This is a genomic window from Catellatospora chokoriensis, from assembly GCF_011297315.1.
Taxonomy (GTDB): Bacteria; Actinomycetota; Actinomycetes; order Mycobacteriales; family Micromonosporaceae; genus Catellatospora; species Catellatospora citrea.
The window spans coordinates 415,720-438,357 of sequence record NZ_JAAOTI010000002.1 but is presented as its reverse complement, the minus strand read 5'-3'; the positions used below and the strand labels follow the sequence as shown (position 1 = coordinate 438,357).

The 22,638-nt window shown below is 66.5% G+C and carries 25 protein-coding genes and 1 tRNA gene; 17 read left to right on the top strand and 9 right to left on the bottom strand.

Annotated features, from left to right (window positions below; all coding sequences use genetic code 11):
• Positions 1-182 precede the first annotated feature (182 nt).
• The gene (locus tag HAV39_RS04640) at positions 183-335 is read right to left on the bottom strand and encodes a hypothetical protein (protein ID WP_191838002.1); all 153 of its coding nucleotides are present in this window, start codon (positions 333-335) and stop codon (positions 183-185) included.
• Between the two features lie 38 nt (positions 336-373).
• Positions 374-1,213 carry an SDR family NAD(P)-dependent oxidoreductase gene (locus tag HAV39_RS04635; protein ID WP_191837886.1) on the bottom strand — a complete coding sequence of 280 codons (840 nt, stop codon included), beginning with the start codon at positions 1,211-1,213 and terminating at the stop codon, positions 374-376.
• 194 nt (positions 1,214-1,407) lie between these two features.
• On the opposite strand from HAV39_RS04635, the gene HAV39_RS04630 reads away from it, so the two are divergent.
• Positions 1,408-1,923 (top strand): TetR/AcrR family transcriptional regulator, encoded by a 516-nt coding sequence (locus HAV39_RS04630; protein WP_223124391.1) that lies wholly within the window; start codon positions 1,408-1,410, stop codon positions 1,921-1,923.
• Positions 1,924-2,008: 85 nt separating this feature from the next.
• Here the strand turns inward: HAV39_RS04630 and HAV39_RS04625 are convergent, their stop codons facing one another.
• Positions 2,009-2,482 (bottom strand): hypothetical protein, encoded by a 474-nt coding sequence (locus HAV39_RS04625; protein WP_191837884.1) that lies wholly within the window; start codon positions 2,480-2,482, stop codon positions 2,009-2,011.
• A gap of 139 nt (positions 2,483-2,621) precedes the next feature.
• Positions 2,622-3,146, bottom strand: coding sequence for a hypothetical protein (locus HAV39_RS04620; protein ID WP_191837883.1), 525 nt, complete (start codon positions 3,144-3,146; stop codon positions 2,622-2,624).
• 764 nt (positions 3,147-3,910) lie between these two features.
• Between HAV39_RS04620 and HAV39_RS04615 the strand changes: the two genes are divergently transcribed.
• Genes HAV39_RS04615 through HAV39_RS04605 form a run of 3 tightly spaced genes read left to right on the top strand, consistent with a single transcriptional unit; the run spans position 3,911 to position 7,700 of the window.
• A complete protein-coding gene (locus HAV39_RS04615; protein ID WP_191837882.1) occupies positions 3,911-5,146 on the top strand; it encodes a dsDNA nuclease domain-containing protein in 1,236 nt (411 codons plus the stop codon).
• Positions 5,143-5,754 carry a hypothetical protein gene (locus HAV39_RS04610; RefSeq protein ID WP_203736374.1) on the top strand — a complete coding sequence of 204 codons (612 nt, stop codon included), beginning with the start codon at positions 5,143-5,145 and terminating at the stop codon, positions 5,752-5,754. The genes HAV39_RS04615 and HAV39_RS04610 overlap by 4 nt, the downstream gene beginning before the upstream one ends.
• Entirely contained in the window at positions 5,751-7,700 is a 1,950-nt protein-coding gene (locus tag HAV39_RS04605; RefSeq protein WP_239120734.1) for a hypothetical protein, read from the top strand. The genes HAV39_RS04610 and HAV39_RS04605 overlap by 4 nt, the downstream gene beginning before the upstream one ends.
• 389 nt (positions 7,701-8,089) lie before the next feature.
• Here HAV39_RS04605 and HAV39_RS04600 read toward each other — a convergent pair whose 3' ends face one another.
• Entirely contained in the window at positions 8,090-8,680 is a 591-nt protein-coding gene (locus HAV39_RS04600) for a cysteine hydrolase family protein (protein WP_191837881.1), read from the bottom strand.
• 1 nt (position 8,681) lies between these two features.
• The gene (locus tag HAV39_RS04595) at positions 8,682-9,869 is read right to left on the bottom strand and encodes an XRE family transcriptional regulator (protein ID WP_239120733.1); all 1,188 of its coding nucleotides are present in this window, start codon (positions 9,867-9,869) and stop codon (positions 8,682-8,684) included.
• 462 nt (positions 9,870-10,331) lie between these two features.
• On the opposite strand from HAV39_RS04595, the gene HAV39_RS04590 reads away from it, so the two are divergent.
• The 7 genes from HAV39_RS04590 (at position 10,332) to HAV39_RS04560 (ending at position 16,450) form a co-directional block, all read left to right on the top strand.
• Positions 10,332-10,739 carry a hypothetical protein gene (locus HAV39_RS04590; protein WP_191837880.1) on the top strand — a complete coding sequence of 136 codons (408 nt, stop codon included), beginning with the start codon at positions 10,332-10,334 and terminating at the stop codon, positions 10,737-10,739.
• A gap of 26 nt (positions 10,740-10,765) precedes the next feature.
• A complete protein-coding gene (locus tag HAV39_RS04585; protein ID WP_191837879.1) occupies positions 10,766-10,954 on the top strand; it encodes a hypothetical protein in 189 nt (62 codons plus the stop codon).
• Positions 10,951-11,706: a DUF2637 domain-containing protein gene (locus HAV39_RS04580; protein WP_191837878.1), complete on the top strand. Its 756-nt coding sequence runs from the start codon at positions 10,951-10,953 to the stop codon at positions 11,704-11,706. The genes HAV39_RS04585 and HAV39_RS04580 overlap by 4 nt, the downstream gene beginning before the upstream one ends.
• A gap of 83 nt (positions 11,707-11,789) precedes the next feature.
• Positions 11,790-12,164, top strand: a complete 375-nt coding sequence (locus tag HAV39_RS04575; RefSeq protein WP_191837877.1) for a hypothetical protein — start codon at positions 11,790-11,792, stop codon at positions 12,162-12,164.
• A 75-nt stretch (positions 12,165-12,239) separates the two neighbouring features.
• Positions 12,240-14,435, top strand: a complete 2,196-nt coding sequence (locus HAV39_RS04570; RefSeq protein ID WP_191837876.1) for an FtsK/SpoIIIE domain-containing protein — start codon at positions 12,240-12,242, stop codon at positions 14,433-14,435.
• A gap of 141 nt (positions 14,436-14,576) precedes the next feature.
• On the top strand, positions 14,577-14,825 hold the full coding sequence (locus HAV39_RS04565; protein ID WP_191837875.1) for a hypothetical protein: 249 nt from the start codon (positions 14,577-14,579) through the stop codon (positions 14,823-14,825).
• Positions 14,822-16,450, top strand: coding sequence for a DNA cytosine methyltransferase (locus HAV39_RS04560; protein WP_191837874.1), 1,629 nt, complete (start codon positions 14,822-14,824; stop codon positions 16,448-16,450). The genes HAV39_RS04565 and HAV39_RS04560 overlap by 4 nt, the downstream gene beginning before the upstream one ends.
• A gap of 8 nt (positions 16,451-16,458) precedes the next feature.
• On the opposite strand, the gene HAV39_RS04555 is transcribed toward HAV39_RS04560, so the two are convergent.
• On the bottom strand, positions 16,459-17,076 hold the full coding sequence (locus tag HAV39_RS04555; protein ID WP_191837873.1) for a DUF6000 family protein: 618 nt from the start codon (positions 17,074-17,076) through the stop codon (positions 16,459-16,461).
• A 68-nt stretch (positions 17,077-17,144) separates the two neighbouring features.
• Between HAV39_RS04555 and HAV39_RS42530 the strand changes: the two genes are divergently transcribed.
• Genes HAV39_RS42530 through HAV39_RS04535 form a run of 5 tightly spaced genes read left to right on the top strand, consistent with a single transcriptional unit; the run spans position 17,145 to position 21,034 of the window.
• Positions 17,145-17,477, top strand: a complete 333-nt coding sequence (locus HAV39_RS42530) for a hypothetical protein (protein ID WP_239120732.1) — start codon at positions 17,145-17,147, stop codon at positions 17,475-17,477.
• Complete coding sequence (locus tag HAV39_RS04550; protein WP_239120735.1) at positions 17,477-18,355, top strand: bifunctional DNA primase/polymerase; 879 nt, start codon at positions 17,477-17,479, stop codon at positions 18,353-18,355. Before HAV39_RS42530 ends, HAV39_RS04550 begins: the two co-directional genes overlap by 1 nt.
• Complete coding sequence (locus tag HAV39_RS04545) at positions 18,352-19,629, top strand: DUF3631 domain-containing protein (RefSeq protein WP_191837871.1); 1,278 nt, start codon at positions 18,352-18,354, stop codon at positions 19,627-19,629. The genes HAV39_RS04550 and HAV39_RS04545 overlap by 4 nt, the downstream gene beginning before the upstream one ends.
• Positions 19,630-19,664: 35 nt before the next feature.
• On the top strand, positions 19,665-19,871 hold the full coding sequence (locus HAV39_RS43195) for a helix-turn-helix domain-containing protein (RefSeq protein ID WP_308440889.1): 207 nt from the start codon (positions 19,665-19,667) through the stop codon (positions 19,869-19,871).
• Positions 19,871-21,034 (top strand): site-specific integrase, encoded by a 1,164-nt coding sequence (locus tag HAV39_RS04535; protein ID WP_191837870.1) that lies wholly within the window; start codon positions 19,871-19,873, stop codon positions 21,032-21,034. The genes HAV39_RS43195 and HAV39_RS04535 overlap by 1 nt, the downstream gene beginning before the upstream one ends.
• 64 nt (positions 21,035-21,098) lie before the next feature.
• Here the strand turns inward: HAV39_RS04535 and HAV39_RS04530 are convergent, their stop codons facing one another.
• Positions 21,099-21,974 (bottom strand): pentapeptide repeat-containing protein, encoded by an 876-nt coding sequence (locus tag HAV39_RS04530; RefSeq protein WP_191837869.1) that lies wholly within the window; start codon positions 21,972-21,974, stop codon positions 21,099-21,101.
• 18 nt (positions 21,975-21,992) lie between these two features.
• On the opposite strand from HAV39_RS04530, the gene HAV39_RS04525 reads away from it, so the two are divergent.
• A complete protein-coding gene (locus HAV39_RS04525; RefSeq protein WP_191837868.1) occupies positions 21,993-22,208 on the top strand; it encodes a hypothetical protein in 216 nt (71 codons plus the stop codon).
• Between the two features lie 326 nt (positions 22,209-22,534).
• Here the strand turns inward: HAV39_RS04525 and HAV39_RS04520 are convergent.
• Positions 22,535-22,609 (bottom strand) — tRNA-Val (locus tag HAV39_RS04520).
• Positions 22,610-22,638 lie beyond the last annotated feature (29 nt).

Genomic DNA, 22,638 nt, shown 5'->3' with positions numbered 1-22,638 from the left:
GAACCGCTCCTCTAACACGAAAGGCCCAGCTCAGAGAGCTGGACCAATCGATATATTCGGACATATCATCATATGTCCGATGGTGGACCGTACCTGGCACAATCCGAACCGCGTTTCGCCAGTTCAAGGATCCGTCGTAACCGTTGCACCTGTACGGACGCGCCGGTGAGACGGATCATGAACTAGTGGATCGTAGCGTTGGCCTGCCGGGTCAGGAACGGCTTCCCGATCCTGGTGAACCAGCTCGCCGATCCGTTCTCGGCGGAGATCGCCGCGGCGACCTCGTCGGCGCTGGCCTCACGCAGTTTGTTGAACCGCCGGATGGCCCAGCCCACCGCCGGCGGAGCCGGAGCGGCCGCGACGGCGGGCGGGCTCAGGCCCCGGCCGGATGGTCCGTGGACCGGCTGACCGCGGCCCACTTCGTGGCCTCAGCGATCCGCGCCTGCTCGGCGCTCAGGGCGATCTCCAGGGCGTCGCTGCCCAGCAGCAGCCTGCGCGGAGGCTCGGGCTCGCCGACGACGTCGATGATGGCTTTGGCCATGCGTGCGGGGTCGCCGGGCTCGTTGCCGCTGTAGGCGCCGAAGCGCTCGAGCCACAGCCCGACCGTCGGGGCGTAGTCGGGGTTCATGCTCCCGGAGGCGCTCGCAGCACCAGCGGCCCAGCCCGTACGGATGCCCCCAGGTTCGACAATGGTCACCTTGATCCCCAGCGGGGCAACCTCGCTTGCCAGCGCCTCGGAGAAGCCCTCGACGCCGAACTTCGCCGTCTGGTAGGCGCTGAGCCCGGGTGTGCCGCCGACCCGACCCCCGATGGACGAGACCTGCACGATGTGGCCGGAGCGCTGACGGCGCAGGACGGGCAGCGCCGCCCTCGTCACGTTGATCACGCCGTACATATTCGCATCGATCTGTGCCCGGAACTCGTCCTCCGGGAAGTCCTCGACCGAGTTGCTGGTCGCGTAGCCGGCGTTGTTGACCACCACGTCGAGCGAGCCGAACCGGTCGACCACCGCTGCGACCGCTTCCCGGGCCGAGGCGGGCGACGTCACGTCCAGCTGCAGGGACTGGAGCCTGTCGGGAAAGGTTTGTTGCAGTTCGTCCAGTGCCTTCGGCTGCCGGGAAGCCACCGCGACCCGGTCGCCCGCGCTCAGCGCCGCCACCGCCAATGCCTTGCCCAGACCTTGCGAACCGCCAGTGATAAGCCACGTTTTCATATTATTTCTCCCATTTCCATGATCGCTTCGCGAGCCCGATCTTGAAGGGGTCACCTGTAGCTGGCCCCTAACTGCAACAAAAATGTAGCACTTACTGACTCAACTACAGCGTGATTGACGCCATTAAGCGCTTGAGCGCCACGTGCTGGTAGCATTTGCCCATCATGAGAGCCGATGCCGCCCGCAATCTCGCCGTGGTGCTGCGCACCGGCGCCCGACTACTGGCCGAGGACCCGAGGACCTCACTGGCCGCCATCGCCACTGCGGCAGACGTGGACCGCACCACGCTGCATCGCCATTTCGCTACACGCAAAGCCCTACTCAGCGCAGTCTTCCAGGCGAAACTCGACTCGTCGGAGGAAGTCCTCGACGCGGCCCGGCTGACAACGGCGCCCGTGGCGGTCGCACTGCACCGCTACGTGGAAGGCATCATCCCGGTCAGCCGGGAATGGCCGGTCGACACGCGGCACATGATGCAGCAGGACCCGGCCGCCAGTGTCAGGCGTGACCAGCTCAGCGCACGGGTAGACGCGTTCGTCCAGCGCGCGGTCGACGAAGGTCATCTGCGGAACGACATCCCGCTGCCCTGGGCGAGAGCAGTACTTGATCAACTGGTGGACACCGGTGCTCACCGGTTTCCGGAGATCGACGCCGCCCAGGCGGCTGACCTGGTCGTCGACATCTTCCTCAACGGGCTCGGCAACCACTGAGTACCCCGACTGGTGATCGACTTCCCCCCACCGACGGACTCTCGCTCATCGACAGCGGAAGCCCGCTCCGGCCGTTGCATCTGGTCTACCCAGCCGTCGGCAGTCCCAAGGCGACCCGGACCTCCCCCGCTGCCGGGCCGCCACAGTACTCAAGTGCCAGATTGATGTTCTCGTAGAGCGCGTCCTCATCGACCGCCACCGCGGCCTTGTTCCAGAAGGGGATAGCGGATCGTATGTCGCCCTTCAAGGCGGAGATGGGGTCTTGCGCGTTGGCTGGCCAGGTGGCTGCTTCGAGCTGCGCGAGCTCATCAACTTCGGCCTCGGCCATCTCCTGAGCCAGCGTGCGCAACTCGGTCCAAGACGGCTGCGGATCAGCCAGTATCTGATCGAGAACCTCGTTGCGGTGCTCCACCGCCTTCAAGTAGACGCTCTGGGCGGCTGCATGTGCCTTCTCCTGCTCGGAAGATCCACAGGCTGCGACGGAGACCGGGGCAATGACAGCGAGGAGGATCGCAAGGAGGGCTCGCGCACGACCTGCCGAGCTGAGGGGGTGCACCATAGTCGCGAGACGCTACACAACACCGCACCCGCCTGCTGACCCTAGACCCACTCTCAGCTTGGGAATCGCCCAGATCAACAGCTCTGACCTCGGCTCACCTGGTGGAACGCGGTCCCGAGCGGCCCGGGTGACCCCTCCTTCACACGGACTGATGGCCCGTGGATGGCCCTCCGCTTGGTAGCCGGTCCGGTCGGATGACGATGGTGCTGACCGTGCCGTCTCCCCATACCGTCGTGTTCATCAGCATCCGGCCGTCCAGCGAGACCGTAGTGAACTCGGGCACGAAACGATCCGTGAACAGCCCAGCGAAGCTGCTTCTAAGTGCGGGCACGCCACTACCCGCGATATCCCACTCGTCAAGGAGCCGGACTCTCACCCAGGCGATCTCGGGGTCCACGGCCAGTAGGAACTCTCGTTGTTCGTCGAGTAGCCCGAACTCGGTTGCCATGCGCCACCAGCCGGCGTTGACCCTCGGTGACAGGTCGGGGTCGTTGACGTCGACGATCTCGTGAGGGAGGCAGTCGAACCGCCCGTCCTCAGACGCACAGCTTGCCGCGCCCCTTCCGGCCGGCAACGGGAGCTGGACCGACTGTCGGACACGTTCGATGAACTGGAGCCCGGCTGGGGCCAGCGCCGCAGTGATTTCCGCATCGGTCAGAGACATCCGCGGAGAATAGCCGATCGTCTGAGCCACCAGAGTGGACAAGCAGCTTGGGAAGCCAGATCCCCTCACGCTCGGCGTAGCCGTCAACCCGGCCTTGCCGAGGTCTGGCCGTTGGTGTGGTGCATCGACGTGGCTGATCTCCAGCGGCGTGCCCGTCGACGACGTTCAAAAGGTCATGGGACACGAGCAAGCATCAGCGACACTCAATCGACACACGCATCAATCAGGTGAGCACGACGGCCGCATACGAAGTGCCTTCGCTGACTCCGCAATTCATGGACGACTCGCAGAACGGCGAAAGCCCTTCCGAAGAAGGGCTTTGACCTGATGCAACTGCTGGTGGGCGATACTGGGATCGAACCAGTGACCTCTTCCGTGTGAAGGACAAAGCATCCTTACCTCATCGGCCACAGAAGGCACCGCTAGCTGCACGCCCGGTCCGCCAGCGTACGCAACCGTGCAGGCCCGTACGTCACCGTAGACACTCAGTTAGACACTCGCCTTAACTCGGCACTCCAGCATCGGCCGCCGCCACCAGATCCACGCCCCACCCCTCGGCCGCACGGCGCGCAACCGCGTAGAGATCTGGTCCATGCGGGTTCCCCCCATAAGCCGCTGGGATCCCGGGAAACCGTCAAATGCTCTCCATACGGAGGATCGTGCGCCGTAGGCGACGTGGCTAGCATCGGTCACATGTTGACGATCGAACAGTTACTCTCAGTAGCCTGCCTCGCTCGTCGGCCGCTAGCCCGGAAGGTGGTCAGGTGACTGAGGCGGACGTCGCGGCAGCTCGGGACTTGTGGGAACGAGCAGGCCAACTGAGTGGCGACAGAAGTGGTGTCGATACCTTCAGCCGATACACCTGGCAAGCAAAGCAAACAGTTCTTCAATGGCTAACGTGCCTGCCCGACGTCGGCGGCCCGTACTACGTGATCTGCGAGCACATCGACGACATCATTTTGGTGTATCCACGTTCGTTGAAGTTTATGCAGCTCAAGACGCGCGACCGGGGGTCATGGACAGCTGTCAACATGTGCGACAGCGGCTTCGACTCCCTAGTCAGGTCTTACAAGAAGGCAAAAGAGAAGGATCTTCACCTACAATCCACGTTTGAACTGTGGCTTGAAGGCCCCATATCCGAAGTCAAAGCTACGGTTGCGTTTGTTGAGGATCCCACCACGGCAGACGCCAAGGTGTGCAAGAAGCTCCGCACGTACGGTCTCTCCGCCCGCGAGCTAACCGACTTCTTGCAGCGACTTCGAATCGAGCCTGGACAGCCCTCGCGGGCGAATATGGACGCTACGGCACTCTGGAAGATGACTGCGCTGTGGCCCGGCACGTCGTCTGGTGAACTGAAAACCGTCTATGAGCGGCTGCTTGAAGCAGCGACCGCGGCACAGGAAGCGGCCGACCAGCCGGCCAGCATTACTGCTCTACTTGGGACGAGGCTCGCCGACCCGCCCGCATCGGCACCGATGTTCGAAGACATGCCGACGCTCGTACCGTTAGAGGTTCGACGGCAAACGCTCACTCGATCAGTCGTCTTCGCCCTGTGTCCGCCCCTGCCCAACGAGCACGTGGACGTGCTGATGCAAAGGCTCGCCGCCGGGCAAGGAACGTCCATGCTTGAGTTAAAGATGCGCGCAGGAAGCGCCTCACACGACAGGATTCAGGAAGCCCAAGGCTTCAGAGCCGAGATGGACGTTGAACGCCAGCTGCTGCTTGCAAGCAGAGCGAACGCCGAAGAGGAACTGGAACGCCTGGCACATCGCACGCTTACATACGTGCGCGCCGTGGCGACACGAGTCGCTCTCGACGGGGCAGTCAACCCAACACAAGCGCACAGGCCAGCGGAGACCATAGCCGCGACGCTGCTTGCTAATCCGGCGGACCTAAGCCAGTGCGATAGAAATGCGCTATTCTCTCGTGACCCTTTTCTCCTATACGGATACATCGCGCACCTTTCTGACGAGTGCCGGTTTCCCTGGAGGCCAGCGTGAGCGTCGCAACCGCACACGCAGGCGCGGTGGTGGGCGGGGATGTTCCCCCGCCACGATCTGATGGCTCCCCCACGAAGGCCAAATTTCGCCCGTCACGCGACGGCGAGGCACGAATTCTCCTATTGATTGACGAATTCAGCCGTACACCAAAGGGGATGCCCAGGCACCTAGAAGGACGCGTAAAGCTAGCGAAGCTTGACTTCCTCCTCAGGTATCCACGGCACTTGCATCGAGTCTTGGAAGGCAGAAACGCCAAATCCAAAGATCTAGCGACCATAGACATCACCGATGCTCCACTGGATTCGCGGATGATGCGATATCGCTACGGCCCATGGGATCATTCGTACTATGCGATCCTTGGATCCCTGATAGGGCGTGGCCTTGTCGTAGTATCGCCTTTAGGCTCATCGACTGCACTTGGCTATCGCACCACCGAGGCAGGAGCCATCCTTGCAGCCGGTCTACGGTCTGACGAGGCATTCCACCAGATTGTCGCCAGGCTCTATTTGTTAAAGAAGTATCTCGACAAGCAGGGAACCACCCTGAAAAGTTACCTGTATCAGCTACCCGAGGTCGCTGACGCCGAGTGGCATGAGGAGCTAACGTGACGCCATCGCCAGGACCGTGGAGCTCGGGTGACCACCCAGGCGTACGACGACTAGAACTTGAGAAGGTTGAACTCGTCGGCGGCGGGCGAGAGATAGGCTTCCACTCCGGTCTCAATATCATTCAAGGCGATATTTCCACCGGAAAGACAACGTTAATAGGCCTTATACGCGCGCTGCTCGGAACTGTTCCGCGCGGCTTTCCGCCGGAGGTCGACTACGTGCAAGCTGTGCGTGCCGAAGTCGTGCTCGGCGATCGATCCTGGAGCATTTACCGCCCAAAAACCACGACCCGCGATGCACTAGTGGAACTAGGAGAAAACGATGTACCGCCCGGCCGACCGCCCGTAGCGCTGCGGCTGAAGGCAGCTAGCGCAGAGCAGTCCTACAGCACATTCATACTGGACCGCCTGGGAATTCCGTCGATTAGCGTCCCGCAAGCCCGGAGTGAGCCCGGCGGTGCCCAAACGCCTGTGACGATGACCGATTGGCTAGGTTATTGCATAATCACAGGCGACGAGATTGATACACAGGTTTTTGGCCACCAGCGAGTATTTCGCGATGCGAAACGGCGCTGGGTATTTGAGATTGCCTACGGGTACTACGACCCTGAGATGGCTTCTCTGAACGCGAAACTACGCACAATTGACTTACAGCTAGAAACCCTCGGTCGCGAAGCTGAATTTCATAGACGGTTCATAGCGAGTACACCTATCTCTGACAGAAAGACGGTTGATGCGCGTATAGCACGTCTCACCGAACAACTTACGCACCTTCGCGGAGAACAGCGCCTTATCAGCTCTGAGGTTGCCGAAGTACCGGGTGTAGCAAATCTCCGGGAGTCGCTCCTGTCTGTTCGGGCTCTGCGCGGAGAAGCAGCATCCCGGCTCTCACGGCTGGAGGGCCAAATCACTGATTTAACCGACCTGCACCGCCAGTTGAATTCGCAATCAGCGAAGTTGACCCGCGCTATTGTTGCCGACGAATGGTTGGTCGACTTCGATTTTGTTGTGTGTCCTCGATGTGGCACAGATGTGCAACCGATGCGAACGCCCGCTCATCTCTGTTATCTGTGCCACCAAGAGCCACAGCCGGCAACCTCACGTGACCAGCTGCTGATCGAACAGGAGAGGGTCTCAAACCAGATTATTGAGACTTCGGAAATACTTGACCTTCGCAAGAGCGCTCTCGCCAAACTTGAGACGCAAATCGCTCGGCTCGACCATGAGGCGTCTGACACGGCACGAACCCTCGATGAGTTAACTAGCACGTTCGTGTCAGACCACGCTGCTGCCATCGCCCACTTCGCGAGTGAGATCGCTCGCACTGAAGGCGAACTTCGCAGACTCGCGGATTTCGCTCTCATTTTGGATCGCCTCGACCAGCAGGCTGGCAGTCGAAGCGAGCTGGAGGCGGCGCGCGAAGAGATCGTTAACTTGATCGGAAGCTGGGAACTCAGTCGGGCAGATGCTGAGCAAAATGTAATCGCGCTTGAGGAGCGCATGCTGGCGTACCTGCGCCAGCTCCGCATTCCCGACCTTGGCCAAGAACTCACCGTGAAGATCAACAGGAATACGTATCTCCCCATCGTTGCCGGCCGGTCGTTCGACGAGCTTTCAAGCCAAGGCCTTAAAACCCTGGTCAACATCGCCCATGCTTTGGCACATCACACCGTGGCGATCGACCGCGGCTTACCGATGCCTGGGCTGCTCATTCTCGACGGATTGTCCGCAAACGCTGGATTTGAGGGCTTTGATCAGGAGCGTGTCAATGACGTTTATCGCCTTCTCAAGGAGACGGCAAGTGGGTACGAGGGACAGCTGCAAATAGTTGCGGTCGACAATGTTCTATCGCCGAAGATTCTCTTGCAGCTCGCCCACGATGTCGTGCTCAATCTGACGCAGGAGGACCGGCTCATCCGCCTGCCGCAGGACCTAGGACGAAGCTGATAGGGCACGAGCCGCAGCAAGTCATCAACGGAAACCTCGTCGGATCGCTCGGGGTTGCCGAGCTTGGCGACGTAGACCAGGCAGCATGCTGTGCGCCAACCGGGCCGCGGCCGCTATCGTGACACCGTGACGGCAGCACCGGATCCCTCCGCGGAGTGGTGGACCACGAGTGACGTGGCCGCCTACCTCGGTGTGGGAGTTGGAACAGTCAGCACCTACCGGGCGCGTGGACAGATGCCAGCGCCCGACAAGACGATCGGCCGTACCCACGTCTGGCAGCCTGCCCGGATCATCGGGTGGCATGAGGCTCGCCCTCGTCCGGGCACCGGCGGTCGCCCAACCTCCGACACCAAGGGAGCCTCTTCGACGTAGAGGCTCCCTTGGCCAGGTTAGGCCACGATGTTGTGCACCACCGGCGTCCTGTCTGCCGTAATCTCAAGCGCCCCGGGCGACAGCGCAAGGTCAGCGAGGGTGACGATCTGGCCCCGGCCGATGAACCGCGAAAGCACCAGTAGGCCTGCTTCGTGAGCTTGCTGGCCAGCGTGAGTGGCGCATGCGTCTGCGACGACCCAGGGCGTGAGGTGTCGCTCGAACGTATCTACCGCCGTCTTGAGTACGCACGATTCGGTCGTCAGGCCACAGATCACCAGGTCGGTCCATCCGTTCGCCGAGATCAGGCTCTCTCCCTCAGCCGTGAACGGCGTGTAGAACGGCTTGTCAACCATGGCCGAAGTTGCTGCGTATGGCTCTAGCTCTGGAACCAGGTCCGTCTGAGGGCTGCTCATCAGCGCCGACCAGTTGAAGAAACGTTCGAACGGGCTGTCCGACCAGTTCTGGAACCGGGTGAAGAGGAGCGCGCCGCCCGCATCGCTCCAGCGCTTCACCAGGTCCACCACCCGCGGAACTACGTACGCCGAGTTTGGATGCACGAATCCCTGCTGCATGTCGACGACCACGAGCACTGCCCGGCTGATGTCCACGTTATGCTCCGGCTTCTGTGTCACGGAGCGCGGCCAAGGCCGCGTCCAGCTGAGGGACAAGCTTGCTGGTCTCCAGGACCGCCGCCCGCATCGAGTGGGCCTGCCCGGTCTCCTCAGCCGCGGCGACTGTTAGACGTGAGCGTACGGCGCGAAGAAACCTCCACCCAAACGATGCCGACACCACCGGATCGACTCCGTTCTCCACCTGGCGCAGGATTTGCCGCGTGTAGCACCAGATTCCCTGCACGAGCAGCTCGCAGGCCACAACCTCGGACTCTGGCAGTGCTGCGTCGGTCACCAAGGGGTGGTACGCGACGCTGGACCAACTCGCGTAAGCCACCGACACCCCGCTGGCACCGAATCCCACCAGGTCGGCTCGCTCCACGCCATCGCTCATCATCACCTGCTCGACCTGCCGCCCGCTGGCCAAGAGCGCCGCCGCGTCGTCGGTCTGATCCACTCTCTGCAGGAGCTGCGCCGGCATGGACAACAGCCGCACCGCTCTATCCAGCCGCTCCCCCTCCCACTTGGCCCGGGTCAGCCAGTATCCGGAGAAGCAGTAGTGCGAAGACACGGTCGGGTCACCCGTGATTGCTCGGACCTGCGCATCCACCCAGGCCCGCGACTCGGGGTATGAGCCGCGCCGCCAGCACGCGAGTTCCGTCAGTGTGTCGAATTCCAACTCCTCACGAAGGTGGACCAGCGCTACACCCCACGGCCACACGTAGAGGTCCGCGCTGGCGTCTGTGGCCATGATTGACTGCTTGTGACACCCGACCCACCACTGTCCGGCGGCGGGTGCCAGGCCTCCCCGGTCGACAAGCGCGCTAGCGCCCTCTCCACCGAGGTAGACCGGGATGAACTTGTGGCTCGTCACCGCGTACGAGCCCGTCTCATCCATCGGTGCTGTACCGACCGGCGGAGTCACGGCGAACAGCTCCGTTGGGTCAACGCCGAACACCTCGCACCAGAGGCTGACGTATGGCTGCTGAGGAATCTGGATCCGTCCGCTCTCGACACGGTAGATCTGCTTGATGATCGAGTCTTTGGGCGGAAGACTCTCGCCGCGCTGGCGAGCTAGCCGTTCAAACTCATGCGCGAGCCGCTGTCGGCTCCACCCTCGATCGAGCCGAAGACGAGCCGTCAAGGCACCCACGTCCTCATTGGCGCTGTTCACGCCTGTGGACATCGTCTATGTCCCCCCATGTCCAGTGCTGTCGCCTAGCGCGACAGGCCATCCGGACGGCGTAATGGGTGTGCAAGAGATTCCCATAGAAGCCCCGGCCGAAGTGGCAACACCGGGCCAACGGCAGTCACCACGCCGGGGCTTCACCATCCGTGATCGCAGTACATCAGCTAGTTACTACACGCGTCTACAAGATCTGCGTTCGTTGAGAAGTCCATAGTGGAACCTTCCAGCTCACAGCTGCACTCGGTTCTCTGCACATGTTCCATACTTTGATCTTCGTCCCCCAGGGAACAGCGGTCGGCACCGCTCGGGCTCCCGTAGTCCATCGGCGTCGACCGACCTTAGTCGTTGACGAAGTACGCAGTGAGTGCGTACTCTGCAAATCAAGAGAGGCCCCAGCGGGTTGCAGCCCGCTGAGGCCGATGCATCAATCCGTTTCCGCTGCTAGGGAAGGACTGAGCGATGCCTGTTCAGGCTATCGCGTCGGCTGCTGCCGACGAACCCGGAACCGGCCCACTGTCGTGGGCTCACCCGCTGGCGGCTGTCGCCGCCCGCAACTGCCAGAAGCACTCCACGACGCTGCCCCAGCTGATCGGTGGAGTCGCGTGCTCTCCCTGCTGGGATGACGCGCTGGTGGCGGACTACCTGTTCGCGGCCGAGCACGGTCTCCCCCTGGCGCTGGAGGTCGATCCCTCCTACGTCGACACGGTCGCCGTGGACCGGGCCGTGCGCGGTGAGGCCTTGGAGCTGACCGAGCTGGAGCGGGCCGAGGTCCGCCGCCGGCTGGGGCAGATCCGCGACCGCCGCAACCGCAGCTACCAGTATGTGTGCTCCCGCGCCGCAGCTGCGCGACGGGAGGTTGGGCGATGAGCGGACAGTGCCCCCATGGGGTTGAGATGGCCCCCGCCGAGCCGGTGCTGATGACGCTGGTCGGCTCCCGCGCGGCGGTCGGCCGGCTGGTTGCCGTGCTGGACGAGGCCGTGAGCCTGTCGGACGTGTCCGACCCGATGCCGTACGGGGTCTACGACGTGCGGGTCACCGCGATCGTTTCCCGCCGCTACCCGCTTGCTGGAGGTCCCCGATGAGCACGAGCACGTTGACGACCTGGGCCAGCCGCGCGGGCTCGGCCGCCGTGGCGGGTGTCGCCGGGTACGCGTCCTACCGCCACATCACGCACGTGGCGCTGATGGCTGGCGAGTCCCACGAGGTCGCCATGGTCTACCCCCTGGCGATCGACGGGCTGATCGTGGTCGGCACGGTGGCGATGCTGGCCGACAAGAGCGCCAACCGCTACCCGCGGCTGTCGGCGAGGTTCGCGCTCGGGTTCGGCATCGTCGCCACCCTGGCCGCCAACGTCGCCAGCGCCCAGCCCACGGTTCTGGCGCGACTGGTCGCCGCCGTTCCCGCCGTCGCGTTCCTCATCGCGGTGGAGGTGCTGTCGCGTACCGGCAAGCTCAAGCCCGCCGAAATCACGGATACGACCGCAGCGGCGGAGTCGCCGACGTACACCCAGCCCAGCCCTGCCGTGGCCCGGCGACTGGTCCCGGTCGACCGCGCCTCGGCGGCCGAGCCGATGCGCCACGCCGCCCAGGCACCGGCCGCCGCCCGCAAGCCGCGTTCGTCGCGGCGTGCACCGGCCGCGCCGGTGCGGCGCAGCCCGGCGGAGACCCGCGCCCTGGCCGACGCGATCGCCGCGGCCAACCCGGGCCTGCCCCGGGCGCACATCGCCGCCCAGCTCGGCCTGTCCGACCGGCGGCTGCGCGAGATCTACGCCGCCACCACGCCCACGACGACCGCCGACGTCGGCACACCTCACCTGGCTGCCGTCGCCGCCTGACGCTCACCGTCGGGCCGGACCCGGCACCATCCCGGCCCGCGCGGTGGCCGCCACGACGGCGACCCCGACAAGGAGGAGAGAACGTGAGCACCGCCGACCAGCAGACCCAAATGTCGACCTACACCCGCACACCGTTCCCGCGCCTGTTCAAGATGCTGGCCCCGCCCATCCTCGCCCTCGGCACCGTGGCCGGCGCGGTGGTGGCCTGGTTCTTCGGCATCGGATCCGGGGTCAACATGCTCGCGCTGTTCGCGGTGCTGCTGACCTTCGCGCTGTGCGTGGTGACGGTGCTGGAGCACCAGGCCCAGCCGCTGCCCTACACCCCGATGTCGCGGATCGTCTGGGTCATCAACGCCCACCTGCCGCACATCCTCGACGACCTGGTGCTCTACCGCGCCTGCGCCCACACCCAGCCCGAGCCGGGCTGCGTCTGCCACCTGCACACGACCCGTCCGTGAACCTGCGCGGGGCGCGACCCAAGGCCTGAGAAACCGCGTCGCGCCCCGCCGCCCCAGCGAAGGAGCAGCACCATCATGACAACCCGACCCGTCGGTATCCCCGACGAGCCCGAGCCACACGGCGAGGCGGAGGTGTTCGACCTGGACACCGCCCGCGCCCGCCGCCAGCCCCGCCCCAACGACCACGCCCAGGGCGACAGCCCCGACCTCGACGAGGGCACCGACGCCGAGGCCGTCGACTACGCCCCGGCACCGCTGGGCAACCCGGTCGACCCCACCGACGCGGCCCCGGCCGGGGTGTGGGCGCGCCAGCCGCTGCCGACCAAGCCGATCGTGCCCGACTGGGCGCGCTCGCGCGCCGACCTGTACCTGACCGCCCGCTGGGGCCTGAAGTACGTCGGCTACCTGGCCGCCTACCACACCAGCCGCTCCCCGAAGTACCTCCTCAAGACCGCCTGGTACGGGCTGCTCGGCACGGGCGTGAGCGCCGGACGCCTGGTGAAGTGGGCGATGGCGGAGGAGGGCAACTTCGGGCTGCGCCAGCACGCCGCCAACACCAACCAGGCCGAGCTGTGGCTGAAGCTGGACAAGCAGCGACAGAGCGAGAGTGTGTGGCGCTGGTGGGTCGCCGCCCCGACCCTGCTCGGCGGCGCTGGCACCGTCGCGTACCTCGCCGTCGGCCCCGTCCCCGCGTGGTGGGGCATCACGGTCGCGGCTGTCGCGGCTCCGGTGTTCGCGCAGTTCGGCCGCCCGGCCGACGCCCGGATCACCGACCGGGTCACCCAGGGCGCGACCTACCGCAAGCTCACCGCCGAGTTGGTGCGCCGTGCGCTGACCAGCCTCGGCATTGCCGGGATCAACTCGGCGGTGGCCAAGGACGCGGGGGCCATCACGTTCCCGACCGAGATCCACCGCGACGGGCCAGGGCACATGGCGGTCATCGACCTGCCCTACGGCGTCGAGGCGTCCGACGTCATCGCCCGCCGCGGACGGCTGGCCTCCGCGCTGCGCCTGCCCATGGACCAGGTGTGGCCGGAGGCGTCGCGGACCCACACCGGCCGCCTGCACCTGTGGGTCGGGTTCGAGCCCGCCTCCGCGATGCGCCAGCCTGCCTGGCCGCTGGTCGACGGCAAGAAAGTCGACCTGTTCGCGCCGTTCCCGTTCGCGACCGACCCCCGGCTGCGCACGAAGAACGCCGAGGTCATGTTCCGCAACTGGCTGTTCGGCGGCCAGCCCGGCTCGGGCAAGACGTTCGCGCTGCGGGTGCTGGTCCTGGCCACGCTGCTGGACCCCCGCGCGGAGGTGCGCGGGTACGAACTCAAGGGCGTGGGGGACTTCTCCGACGTCGCCGCTCTGCTGGCCGAGTACGGCAACGGCATGGACGACGACACGATCGCCCGCGCCGCCGCGTTCGTGGACTGGCTGTTCGAGGAGTGCCAGCGCCGCTCCAAGCGCATCGCGCACTTCAAGGCCAAGGGGATGGCCCCCGACGGCAAGGTCACCCCGGAGCTGGCGAGCCTGAAGGGCTCGGGCCTGCACCCCCTGGTGGCGTTCATCGACGAGGTGCAGAACCTGTTCGCGCACAAGACGTTCGGCAAGCAGGCCGGCGAGGTCGCCGAGCTGGTCATCAAGCTGGGTCGCGCCCTGGGCGTGATCCTGCTGCTGGGCACCCAGATCCCTGACAAGGCGTCGCTGCCGACCGGGATCACCCGCAATGTGTCCAACCGGTTCTGCCTTTCGGTGGCCGACCAGATCGCCAACGACATGATCCTCGGCACCAGCATGTACCAGAACGGGCACCGGGCCACGGTGTTCGAGCCGGGCGAGGACTCCGGCTGGGGCATCGCGGTCGGCCTCGGTAAGCCTGCTCCGTACCGGTCGTTCCTGCTCACCGAGGCCGACGTGCGCAAGGTCGTAGAGCGGGCCACCGGCTACCGGCGCGACGCGGGCACCCTGCCCGCCGCCACCGCCGAGCGCACCGCCGCGCCGGTGTACGACCTGCTCGGGGACCTGTCGACGGTGTGGCCGGCGGGGGCGAAGAGCGCGCTCAACAGCGTGCTGTGCGCAGCACTGGCCGAGCTGCGCCCGGAGATTTACACCGGGTGGGAGTCCGCGCAGCTCACCGCCGCGCTCAAGCCCCACCGGGCGGTCACGGTCACGACCGTGGCCGGACCCCGTGTGGAAGGCAAGTCCACCGCCGGGCGCGGCATCCGCCTCGACGACTTGACCGCCGCGATTACTGAACGTAATCGGAAGAGGGGCGGCAACTAGCCCCCGGAGCGGTGCTATCGCTAGCGGCCCCGGCTGCTAGCGATAGCACCCCCGCTAGCACCCCATCCGACACCCTGCCAGGCCGCTAGTAACTAGCAGGCCTGAGCCGAGTGCACCCGAAAACAGGCCCAGGAGGCCCCCGTGGACCCCCACACCTTCGCCGCTAGCGCCCTCGCCGCCACCCTCGCCGTCGTGACTGTCGGTTACGGGCTGCGGTGCTGGCTCAAGCCGTTCCGACCCTGCCGCCGCTGCCAGGGCACCGGCACCCGACCCGCCGCGTTCACCGGCCGCGCCCGCGACTGCCGCCCCTGCAAGGGAACCGGTCTGCGCCTGCGTACCGGACGCCGAGCCGCCAACTACCTGCGACGCAACATCAGGAGCACCCGATGAGCCTCACCTTCACCGACATCTTCTGCGGGGCCGGCGGCTCCAGCATCGGCCTGACCGCCGCCGGACTGGAGCTGACCCTGGCCGCCAACCACTGGCGCACCGCCATCGACACCCACTCGGCGAACTTCCCGCACGCCGAGCACCTGTGCGCCGACGTCAACAACTACGACATGCGCCGCCTGCCCGCCACCGACGTGCTTTGGGCGTCGCCGATCTGCACCGAGGCCTCACCCGCGGGCGGGTCCTCGCCGCGCCGGCCCAAGCAGGCCAAGCGCCGCCCGCGCGGGCAGCTCGACATGTTCGAGACCGGCGGCCACGTCGAGCAGGCCGGGTTCGCCCGGACCCGCGCGACGTTCCACGACGTCATCCGCGCCACCGAGGTCCACCGCTACGCCGCCGTCCTGATCGAGAACGTCCCGGACGTGGCATGGAAGTGGGAGCTGTTCGAGTGGTGGTGCGCCGGGATGCGCCAGCTCGGCTACGCCCAGCAGACCGTCTGCGTGTCCTCCGCGCACATCGGCGGGGACACCAACCCCTACGCGCCGCAGTGGCGCGACCGGCTCTACCTGGTCTTCACCCGCACCGGCATCCCGCTGCCCGACGTCGCGCCCCGGCCTCTGGCGTGGTGCGGCCCCTGCGGCACCGACGTGGCCGCGGTGCAGGTGTGGAAGGACACCGCCAAGGTCCGCCAGTTCGGCAAGCTCGGCAAGTACCGCGACCAGTACATCTACGTCTGCCCCAACACCGCCTGCGGACAGGCCCGCGTCGAGCCCTACATCATGCCCGCCCGGCAGGCCATCGACTGGACCGACGTCGGCGAGCGCATCGGCGACCACCCCCGCGGCCTGGCCGCCTCCACCCTCGCCCGCATCGAGCAGGGCCTGCGCATGTTCACCGACCAGCAGACCCTCATCACCGTCAACCACAGCACGGGCGACGCCCGCGCACTGCCCCTGGACGCCGGGCCGTTACCCACCCGGACCCTGAAGGTCGGCGAAGGCTTCGCCACCCCGCCGATGCTCGTACCGGCGGGCGGGAGCTGGAACACCACCGCCTACCCGACCGACGGGCCGATGCGCACCCGCACCGCCCGCGAGTCCGAAGCCCTCGTGGTGCCGCCGTTCTACGTCAAGCAGTACGGCGGCTACGCCGACCCCGCCCGCATGTCCAAGCGGGTCGACGCCGAACCGCTGGGCACCCAGACCGGCTCGGCCAGCCACTCCCTGATCACCACCGAGCCGTTCATCACCGTCCTGCGCAACCACGCCACCGCCCACACCATCCGCCAGCCGTTCCAGGCCATGGCCGCCGGCGGCGGACACCACGCCCTGGTCATCCCCTACCGCCGCAACAACCGACCCACCACCACCGACGCACCCCTGCACACCATGGCCACCCGCGACAGCGGCGCGCTGCTGCACCCGGCCGTACGTGTCGAGGACTGCTACTTCCGGATGCTCAAGCCCCGCGAGCAGCTGCGCGCCCAGCGCTTCCCCGACACCTACCGCGTACACGGCAACGTCTCCGAACAGACCATGCAGGCAGGCAACGCCGTGTCCGCCAACGTCGCCCAATGGCTCGGCGGGCAGGTCGCCGCCGCGCTGGACAGTCGGAGCGCGTCATGACGGCCCGGTCACACACCACACATGTGCTCGATGCACTGCCGCGGGTACTCGTAGGCGGGAACGTCGCTGACGCTGTGGTCGGCCGTCCAGTGAGCCCACAGCCCGTCCTCGACCAGGTAACGGTCGGCGTGGGCGGTGCCGAGCTGAGTGTCCAGGTGCACCAGCGCCCCCATCGCCCACGCCTGGTCGTATCGCAGGTCAGGCCGGGGCAGGTAGCGATCAAGGTAGGCCGTCAGCAGCTCGGCGTCCCTGTCCGAGCCCAGCGCAGCAAGCGCGAAGCAGTAGCCCTGGCCACTCGAAAAGACCTCGCTGGCCAGCAGAAGATCGCCGATGGTCTGCCGGAACTGGCCCCGCCGACTGATGCCGACCAGGTAACCGGCGACCAATCGCGGCCGCCAGTTCGGTCTCCTGCCCGGCTGGAGCAGGAACGTCAGCTCTTCATCGCTGATCGTCTGAGCGTCCTTGCGCAGCGCGCTCAGGAACGCATCCGCCTCCGGGCCGGCACGGCGCTTGTGCCTGCCACGCATCAGCTCCAGATAGCGAGGCGGCTCCGGAGGCGGCGTGACGATCACATACCGCCGGATGGTGTCGACACCCGGATCAGCCAGCGGCGGCAGGTAATGCATCGCGGCATCATCGCAGTTCGTCCGGCCTCCAGCCGCCCCGTGTCCGGTCGCGCCGGTCGGGGTGGGTCATGAGCCGCGCCCTGGCTGGCCGCCCGGCACTTCACCACAAGGGCAAGGGCTGCCCGGACTGGTGCGCCGGAGCCCACCACTGCACCGCCAACCGCCTGCCCTCCGGCGAACACGCCTCCATCCCCGAGGTATGGCTCACCGACCTCGGCCGGCTGGTCGCCACCCGATACCGCGACCACGCCGGCAACGACCGCGTCGAGCTGCGCGTCGTGCTCGCCCTGGCCGACGACGAGACCACCGCCCAGGCCCAGGCCCGGCACCTTCTCGCCGTCACCCACATGGTCGTGACCCGCGTGTTCGGACCCGACAAGCAGGAAGGACACCTGCGGTGATCCACCTTCAAGCGGCAGCGCTGGAGTACACGCGGGCCGGGTGGCCCGTGTTCCTGCTCGGGCGCACCAAACGGCCCCTGGCCAACTGCGACGCCTGCCCTACCCCGCAGCCCGGCCACGACCCGCAGGCCTGCCGCTGCCTGACCTGCCACGGCTTCTACGCCGCCACCCTCGACCCCCGCACCCTGCGCCGCATGCTCACCCTGCACCCGCACGGCATGCTCGCCATCCGCACCGGCGCGCCCTCCGGCCTGGTCGTGGTCGACGTCGACCCCGACCACGACGGCCTGACCACCCTGCGCACCCTCGTCGCCCGCGGCCTGACCCCGCCCACCAGGTACGTCCGCACCGGCTCCGGCGGCCTGCACCTCTACTACCGCCACCCCGGCACCCACACCCGCGTGCCGTGCAGCGCCGGGCAGCTCGGCCCCGGCATCGACGTCCGCGCCGACGGCGGCTACGTCGCCGCACCGCCCTCCACCCACCCCCGCACCCGACGCCCCTACACCTGGCACGACCCGCACCAGCCCATCACCGAGATGGCCCCCGCGCTGCTGACCGCCTGCCAGCCCGCCCAGCCGGCCACCGGTGCCGCACCACCCAGGCCGGTCCAAACCCGCCGCGCGGGGGCCATCACAGCCCCTGACCGGCTCCTGGCCTCACTGCTGGACGCGGTACGCCACAGCGGCCCCGGCCGCCGCCGCACCACCCTCTACGGCTCCGCCCGCGGCGTGGCCCGCATGGTCGCCGCCGGGGCGATTAGCAGCACCGACGCCTACGCCGCCCTCATGGAAGTGGGCCTGGCCGTAGGCCAGACCGAAAAGTCCTCCCGCGCCGCGATCCAGGGCGGCTTCACCGACGAAGGAGTCCTCCTGTGACCAGCAAGAAGACCGCCGCGATCGACGGCGGCGCGATCCTCGACCGGCTGCACGCCGCGCTCACCCGCTACGTGATCCTTCCCAGCGCCGAGGCCGTCGACGCCGTCGCGCTGTGGATCGCCGCGACCCACGCCCAGGCCGCGTGGGCGCACGCCCCGCGGCTGGTCATCCGCGCACCGGAGAAGCGCTGCGGCAAATCCCGTCTGCTCGACGTGGTCGAGGGCACCTGCCACCTGCCCCTGATCACCGTCAACGCCAGCCCGGCCGCCGTCTACCGCGCCATCGGGTCGGACACCCCGCCCACACTGCTGGTCGACGAAGCCGACACCATCTTCGGAGCGGCCACCGCCGCCGCCAACGAGGATCTGCGCGGGCTGCTCAACGCGGGCCACCAGCGCAACCGGCCCGCGCTGCGCTATGACGCCAACACCCAGCGTGTGGAGAAGATCCCCACCTTCGCGATGGCGGCCCTCGCGGGTATCGGCGCGATGCCCGACACCATCGAGGACCGGGCCGTGGTCGTGCGGATGCGCCGCCGCGCCCCTGGTGAGAGCGTCGCCCCGTACCGGCACCGACGCGACCGGCCCGCGCTCGCCGCGCTCGCCGCCGACCTCACCGACTGGCTCACCGCCAACCTGCCCGACCTGGAACGCGCCGAACCCGCCATGCCCCTGGAGGACCGCGCCGCCGACACCTGGGAACCCCTCATCGCCGTAGCCGACCTCGCCGCAGGCGACTGGCCAGCACGCGCCCGCGCCGCCGCCCTGATCCTGACCACCGACCGCGACATCGCCGCCGTCGCCTCCGACCGCATCCGGCTGCTCAATGACTGCCGCGCCGCGTTCGGCGACGACGACGCCCTGCCCACCGCCGTGCTGCTCGACCGGCTCAAGGCCGACCCGGAGAGCCCCTGGACTGACCACGGCAGCAGCAACCTCACGCCGCTCAAGCTCGGCACGCTGCTGCGCGAGTACGACATCCGCTCCGCCAACATCCGCTTCGGCCCGCCCATCGGCCAAGTCAAGGGCTACAGCCGCGCCGACTTCACCGACGCGTGGACCCGCTACTGCCCGCCCACCGACACCACGACCCCCACCCCTCCGTCCCAGCCGTCCCAGCCGTCCCACAGCAGCTCAGCCCCGGGACGGAATCTTGGGTGGGACGGACCGGCCCGTCCCACCCAAGATTCCGTCCCAGCCTTGACCAGCCCTGGGACGGCTGGGACGGACGGGACGGACACCCCCCGCCTCCGTGTCATCGAGGGGGGCCGGTGACCACCCAGACAACCGTCCGCAGGACTGCCGACACCATCACACCGCCGGCGCCGTCCAGGGCGCTCTACCGCATCCCGGAGGTTATGGCCTTGCTCAGCATGAGCCGATCCGTCATCTACGAGCAGATCCGATCGGGACGTCTGCGATCCGTCACGCAGGGCCGCACGCGCCTGGTCTCTACCGCCGCCATCGCTGACTACGTAGCCCTGCTGGAGCGCGAGAGCATGAGGAGGGCCGCCTGATGACCGGCACGCGTCGGGGCCGCGGTGAAGGTGCGTTGTTCTGGGACGAGAAGCGGCAGCGCTTCATCGCCGAGGTCACCATCGGCTACACGCCCGCCGGCAAGCGCATCATGCGGCGCGGCAGCGGCAAGACCAAGACCGAGGCACGCGCCAAGCTCAAGCAGGTGCTCCGCGACCACGAGGACGGCCTGGCCATCGCGTCGCAGACGTTCTCGGTCGCCTCTGCGGTAGAGGACTGGCTTGCCTACGGGCTGACCGGGCGCTCTCCGAACACCGTCGAGAAGTACGGCTACCTGGCGCGCGGGCACATCATCCCCGACCTGGGCGCGCGCAAGCTGCGCGACCTGAGTGCAAACGACGTAGACCGCTGGTTGACGGACAAGGCGAAAACTCTCAGCACCAGCACAGTTCAGCGCCTGCGTGAGTGCTTGTCTCGGGCCATCGCCAGGGCGATGGCCCGAGACAAGGTGAAGCGCAACGTGGTGGCGCTCTGTGGCACGCCAAAGGGGCAGGAGGGCCGCCCATCAAAGTCGCTCAACCTCGCCCAGGCTAAGGCGCTGCTGGCCGCTGCGGAGGAGAGTCCTCTCTTCGCCTACGTCGTGGCGTCTCTCCTCACCGGGGCTCGCACGGAAGAACTGCGAGCGCTCACTTGGGCCCACGTCGATCTAGAGGGCCAGGCAGATCCGCCGCAACCTCCGTCCATCCGAGTGTGGCGGTCAGTCCGCGACGGCGGTGACACGAAGACGAAGCAATCGCGTCGCACGCTCGCCCTTCCAGCCCGGGTCGTCGCTGCGCTTCGCCACCACCGTCACCACCAAGCCGAAATGCGCCAACGCGCGGGGAACACGTGGCAGACCACCGACCTCGTGTTCACGTCGAGCGTGGGTACGGCGCTCGATGCGGCTAACGTCCGGCGCGGATTCCGGCGAGTAGCGAAGACAGCCGGGCTAGATGCGACGGCCTGGACGCCACGCGAGCTGCGGCACAGCTTCGTATCCCTGCTGTCGGACAGTGGCATGCACTTGGAGGACATCGCCGAACTGTGCGGCCATGCCGGCACGCGGGTCACTGAAGCGGTCTATCGCCACCAACTGCGACCCATGCTGCTTGAGGGGGCATCGAGGATGGACCACCTCTTCGCAGCGGATGACATCTATCGATAGTCATACGCTTTTATCAAGCGGGGGCGCAGCTCTTTCCAGAGCAGCGCCCCCTGATGGACCAGCTTTAGGTAGCCATGACCCTGCTAGACCTTGGAAGAAAGCCGCCAGGAAGGAGCAACCCGTCCGGGATCTGGCCCCATTCATCAAATTTGAGTGTTTCACTGGACCCGCGAAGCTCCGACATATTCACTCGGCCGCCCGCAAATGTCGCTCCTTCGAACGAAAGCTCGCCGCCAGAAATCTTCGCCCCTCTGAACGCGATCTCGCCGCCGGAGAAGGTCGCTTCAGTGAACCAGACTGCGCCGCCGGAGAAGGCTGTCCCCGTGAAGACAACCATGGTGCCAGCGTAGTTCGCGCCCAAGTGCACCATGGAGCCGGCGAACTTCGCACCACTGAAGCTGAGCGCACCACCAGTGAGGTCTGCGCTCTCGAAGGAGACCTCACCGCCGGAAAACGTCGCGCCGACGAAGGCAACGGATCCGTCGGTGATGGTTGCCCCATCAAACCACACAGCGCCACCCGAGAAGGCGGCGTCGCTGAAAGCCGTCCGGCCACCAGAGAACACCGCCCCTGAAAAGGACGTGGTGCCGCCACTGAACACAGCCTCACGAAAAACTACGCCATCCGTAAAGGTCGCCCCGGCGAACAACGTCCTACCAGAGAAGTGGGCCTCCGCGAAGCTGCCTCCGTCGAACGTGGCACCCGAGAAGTCAAGATCCTGCCCTCGCCAACTGTGGGCGTCGGAACGTCGAAGGTGGTCTCGAATAATGCCGATGACTGTCAAACGCACCTCACGTTCGCCTTTGACCCAGCCATCGCCTTCAGCCGTGGGGTCCGACTGGTAGGGCATCCGCAGATAGGAGCACAGGACGTTGATGCAGGTCTGCCGCCCGGCGGGCCAGTCATCGGCCAAACCGGCCATGGCGTGAATGCCGGTCATCCGAACCACCGCCGACTCATGGCCCACCAGCTCACTAGCAGCGACGAATCGTTCGTTGAACAGCTTGGTGTCCTCACGCCGATTGGTATCTTCCGCGACACGCTGCTTGCGGTAGGCGACGACGAGGGCGACTACGCCTCCGAGGCCACCCGTAACTATGAGGGCGATTCGTACCAGGTCAAGAGTGTCCTTGGCTTCCCAGGCGCTAACACCGCTGATAGCGGGCCGATCTAGACCAACCCACAGACCGCGACGCCAAAGACAGCGGCCCCTGCCAGGATCACGCCCGCTAGCGCGTACGGGAAGCTCCAGAGCGGGGTGGGCTGCGTACCGGCGGCCGAAACTCGGGTCTTTATCCAGGATGGGAAGGTCACACCGAACTTTGTAACCAAGTCCCACATTCGGGCGGATCGGCCGTGCAGCCTAGCCACACAACCCGTTCGGTGTCCTGCTCGCTGCTGGGCGCAGTCTGACTCAGGCGCTTGCAGAGCTTAGACACGCAGTTAGACACACACGCACGAAAAGGGAGCACATCCATCAATAGAATGTGCTCCCTGAGCTGGTGGGCGATACTGGGATCGAACCAGTGACCTCTTCCGTGTGAAGGAAGCGCGCTCCCGCTGCGCCAATCGCCCGCAACGGAATGGAACTCTACAGCACCCGC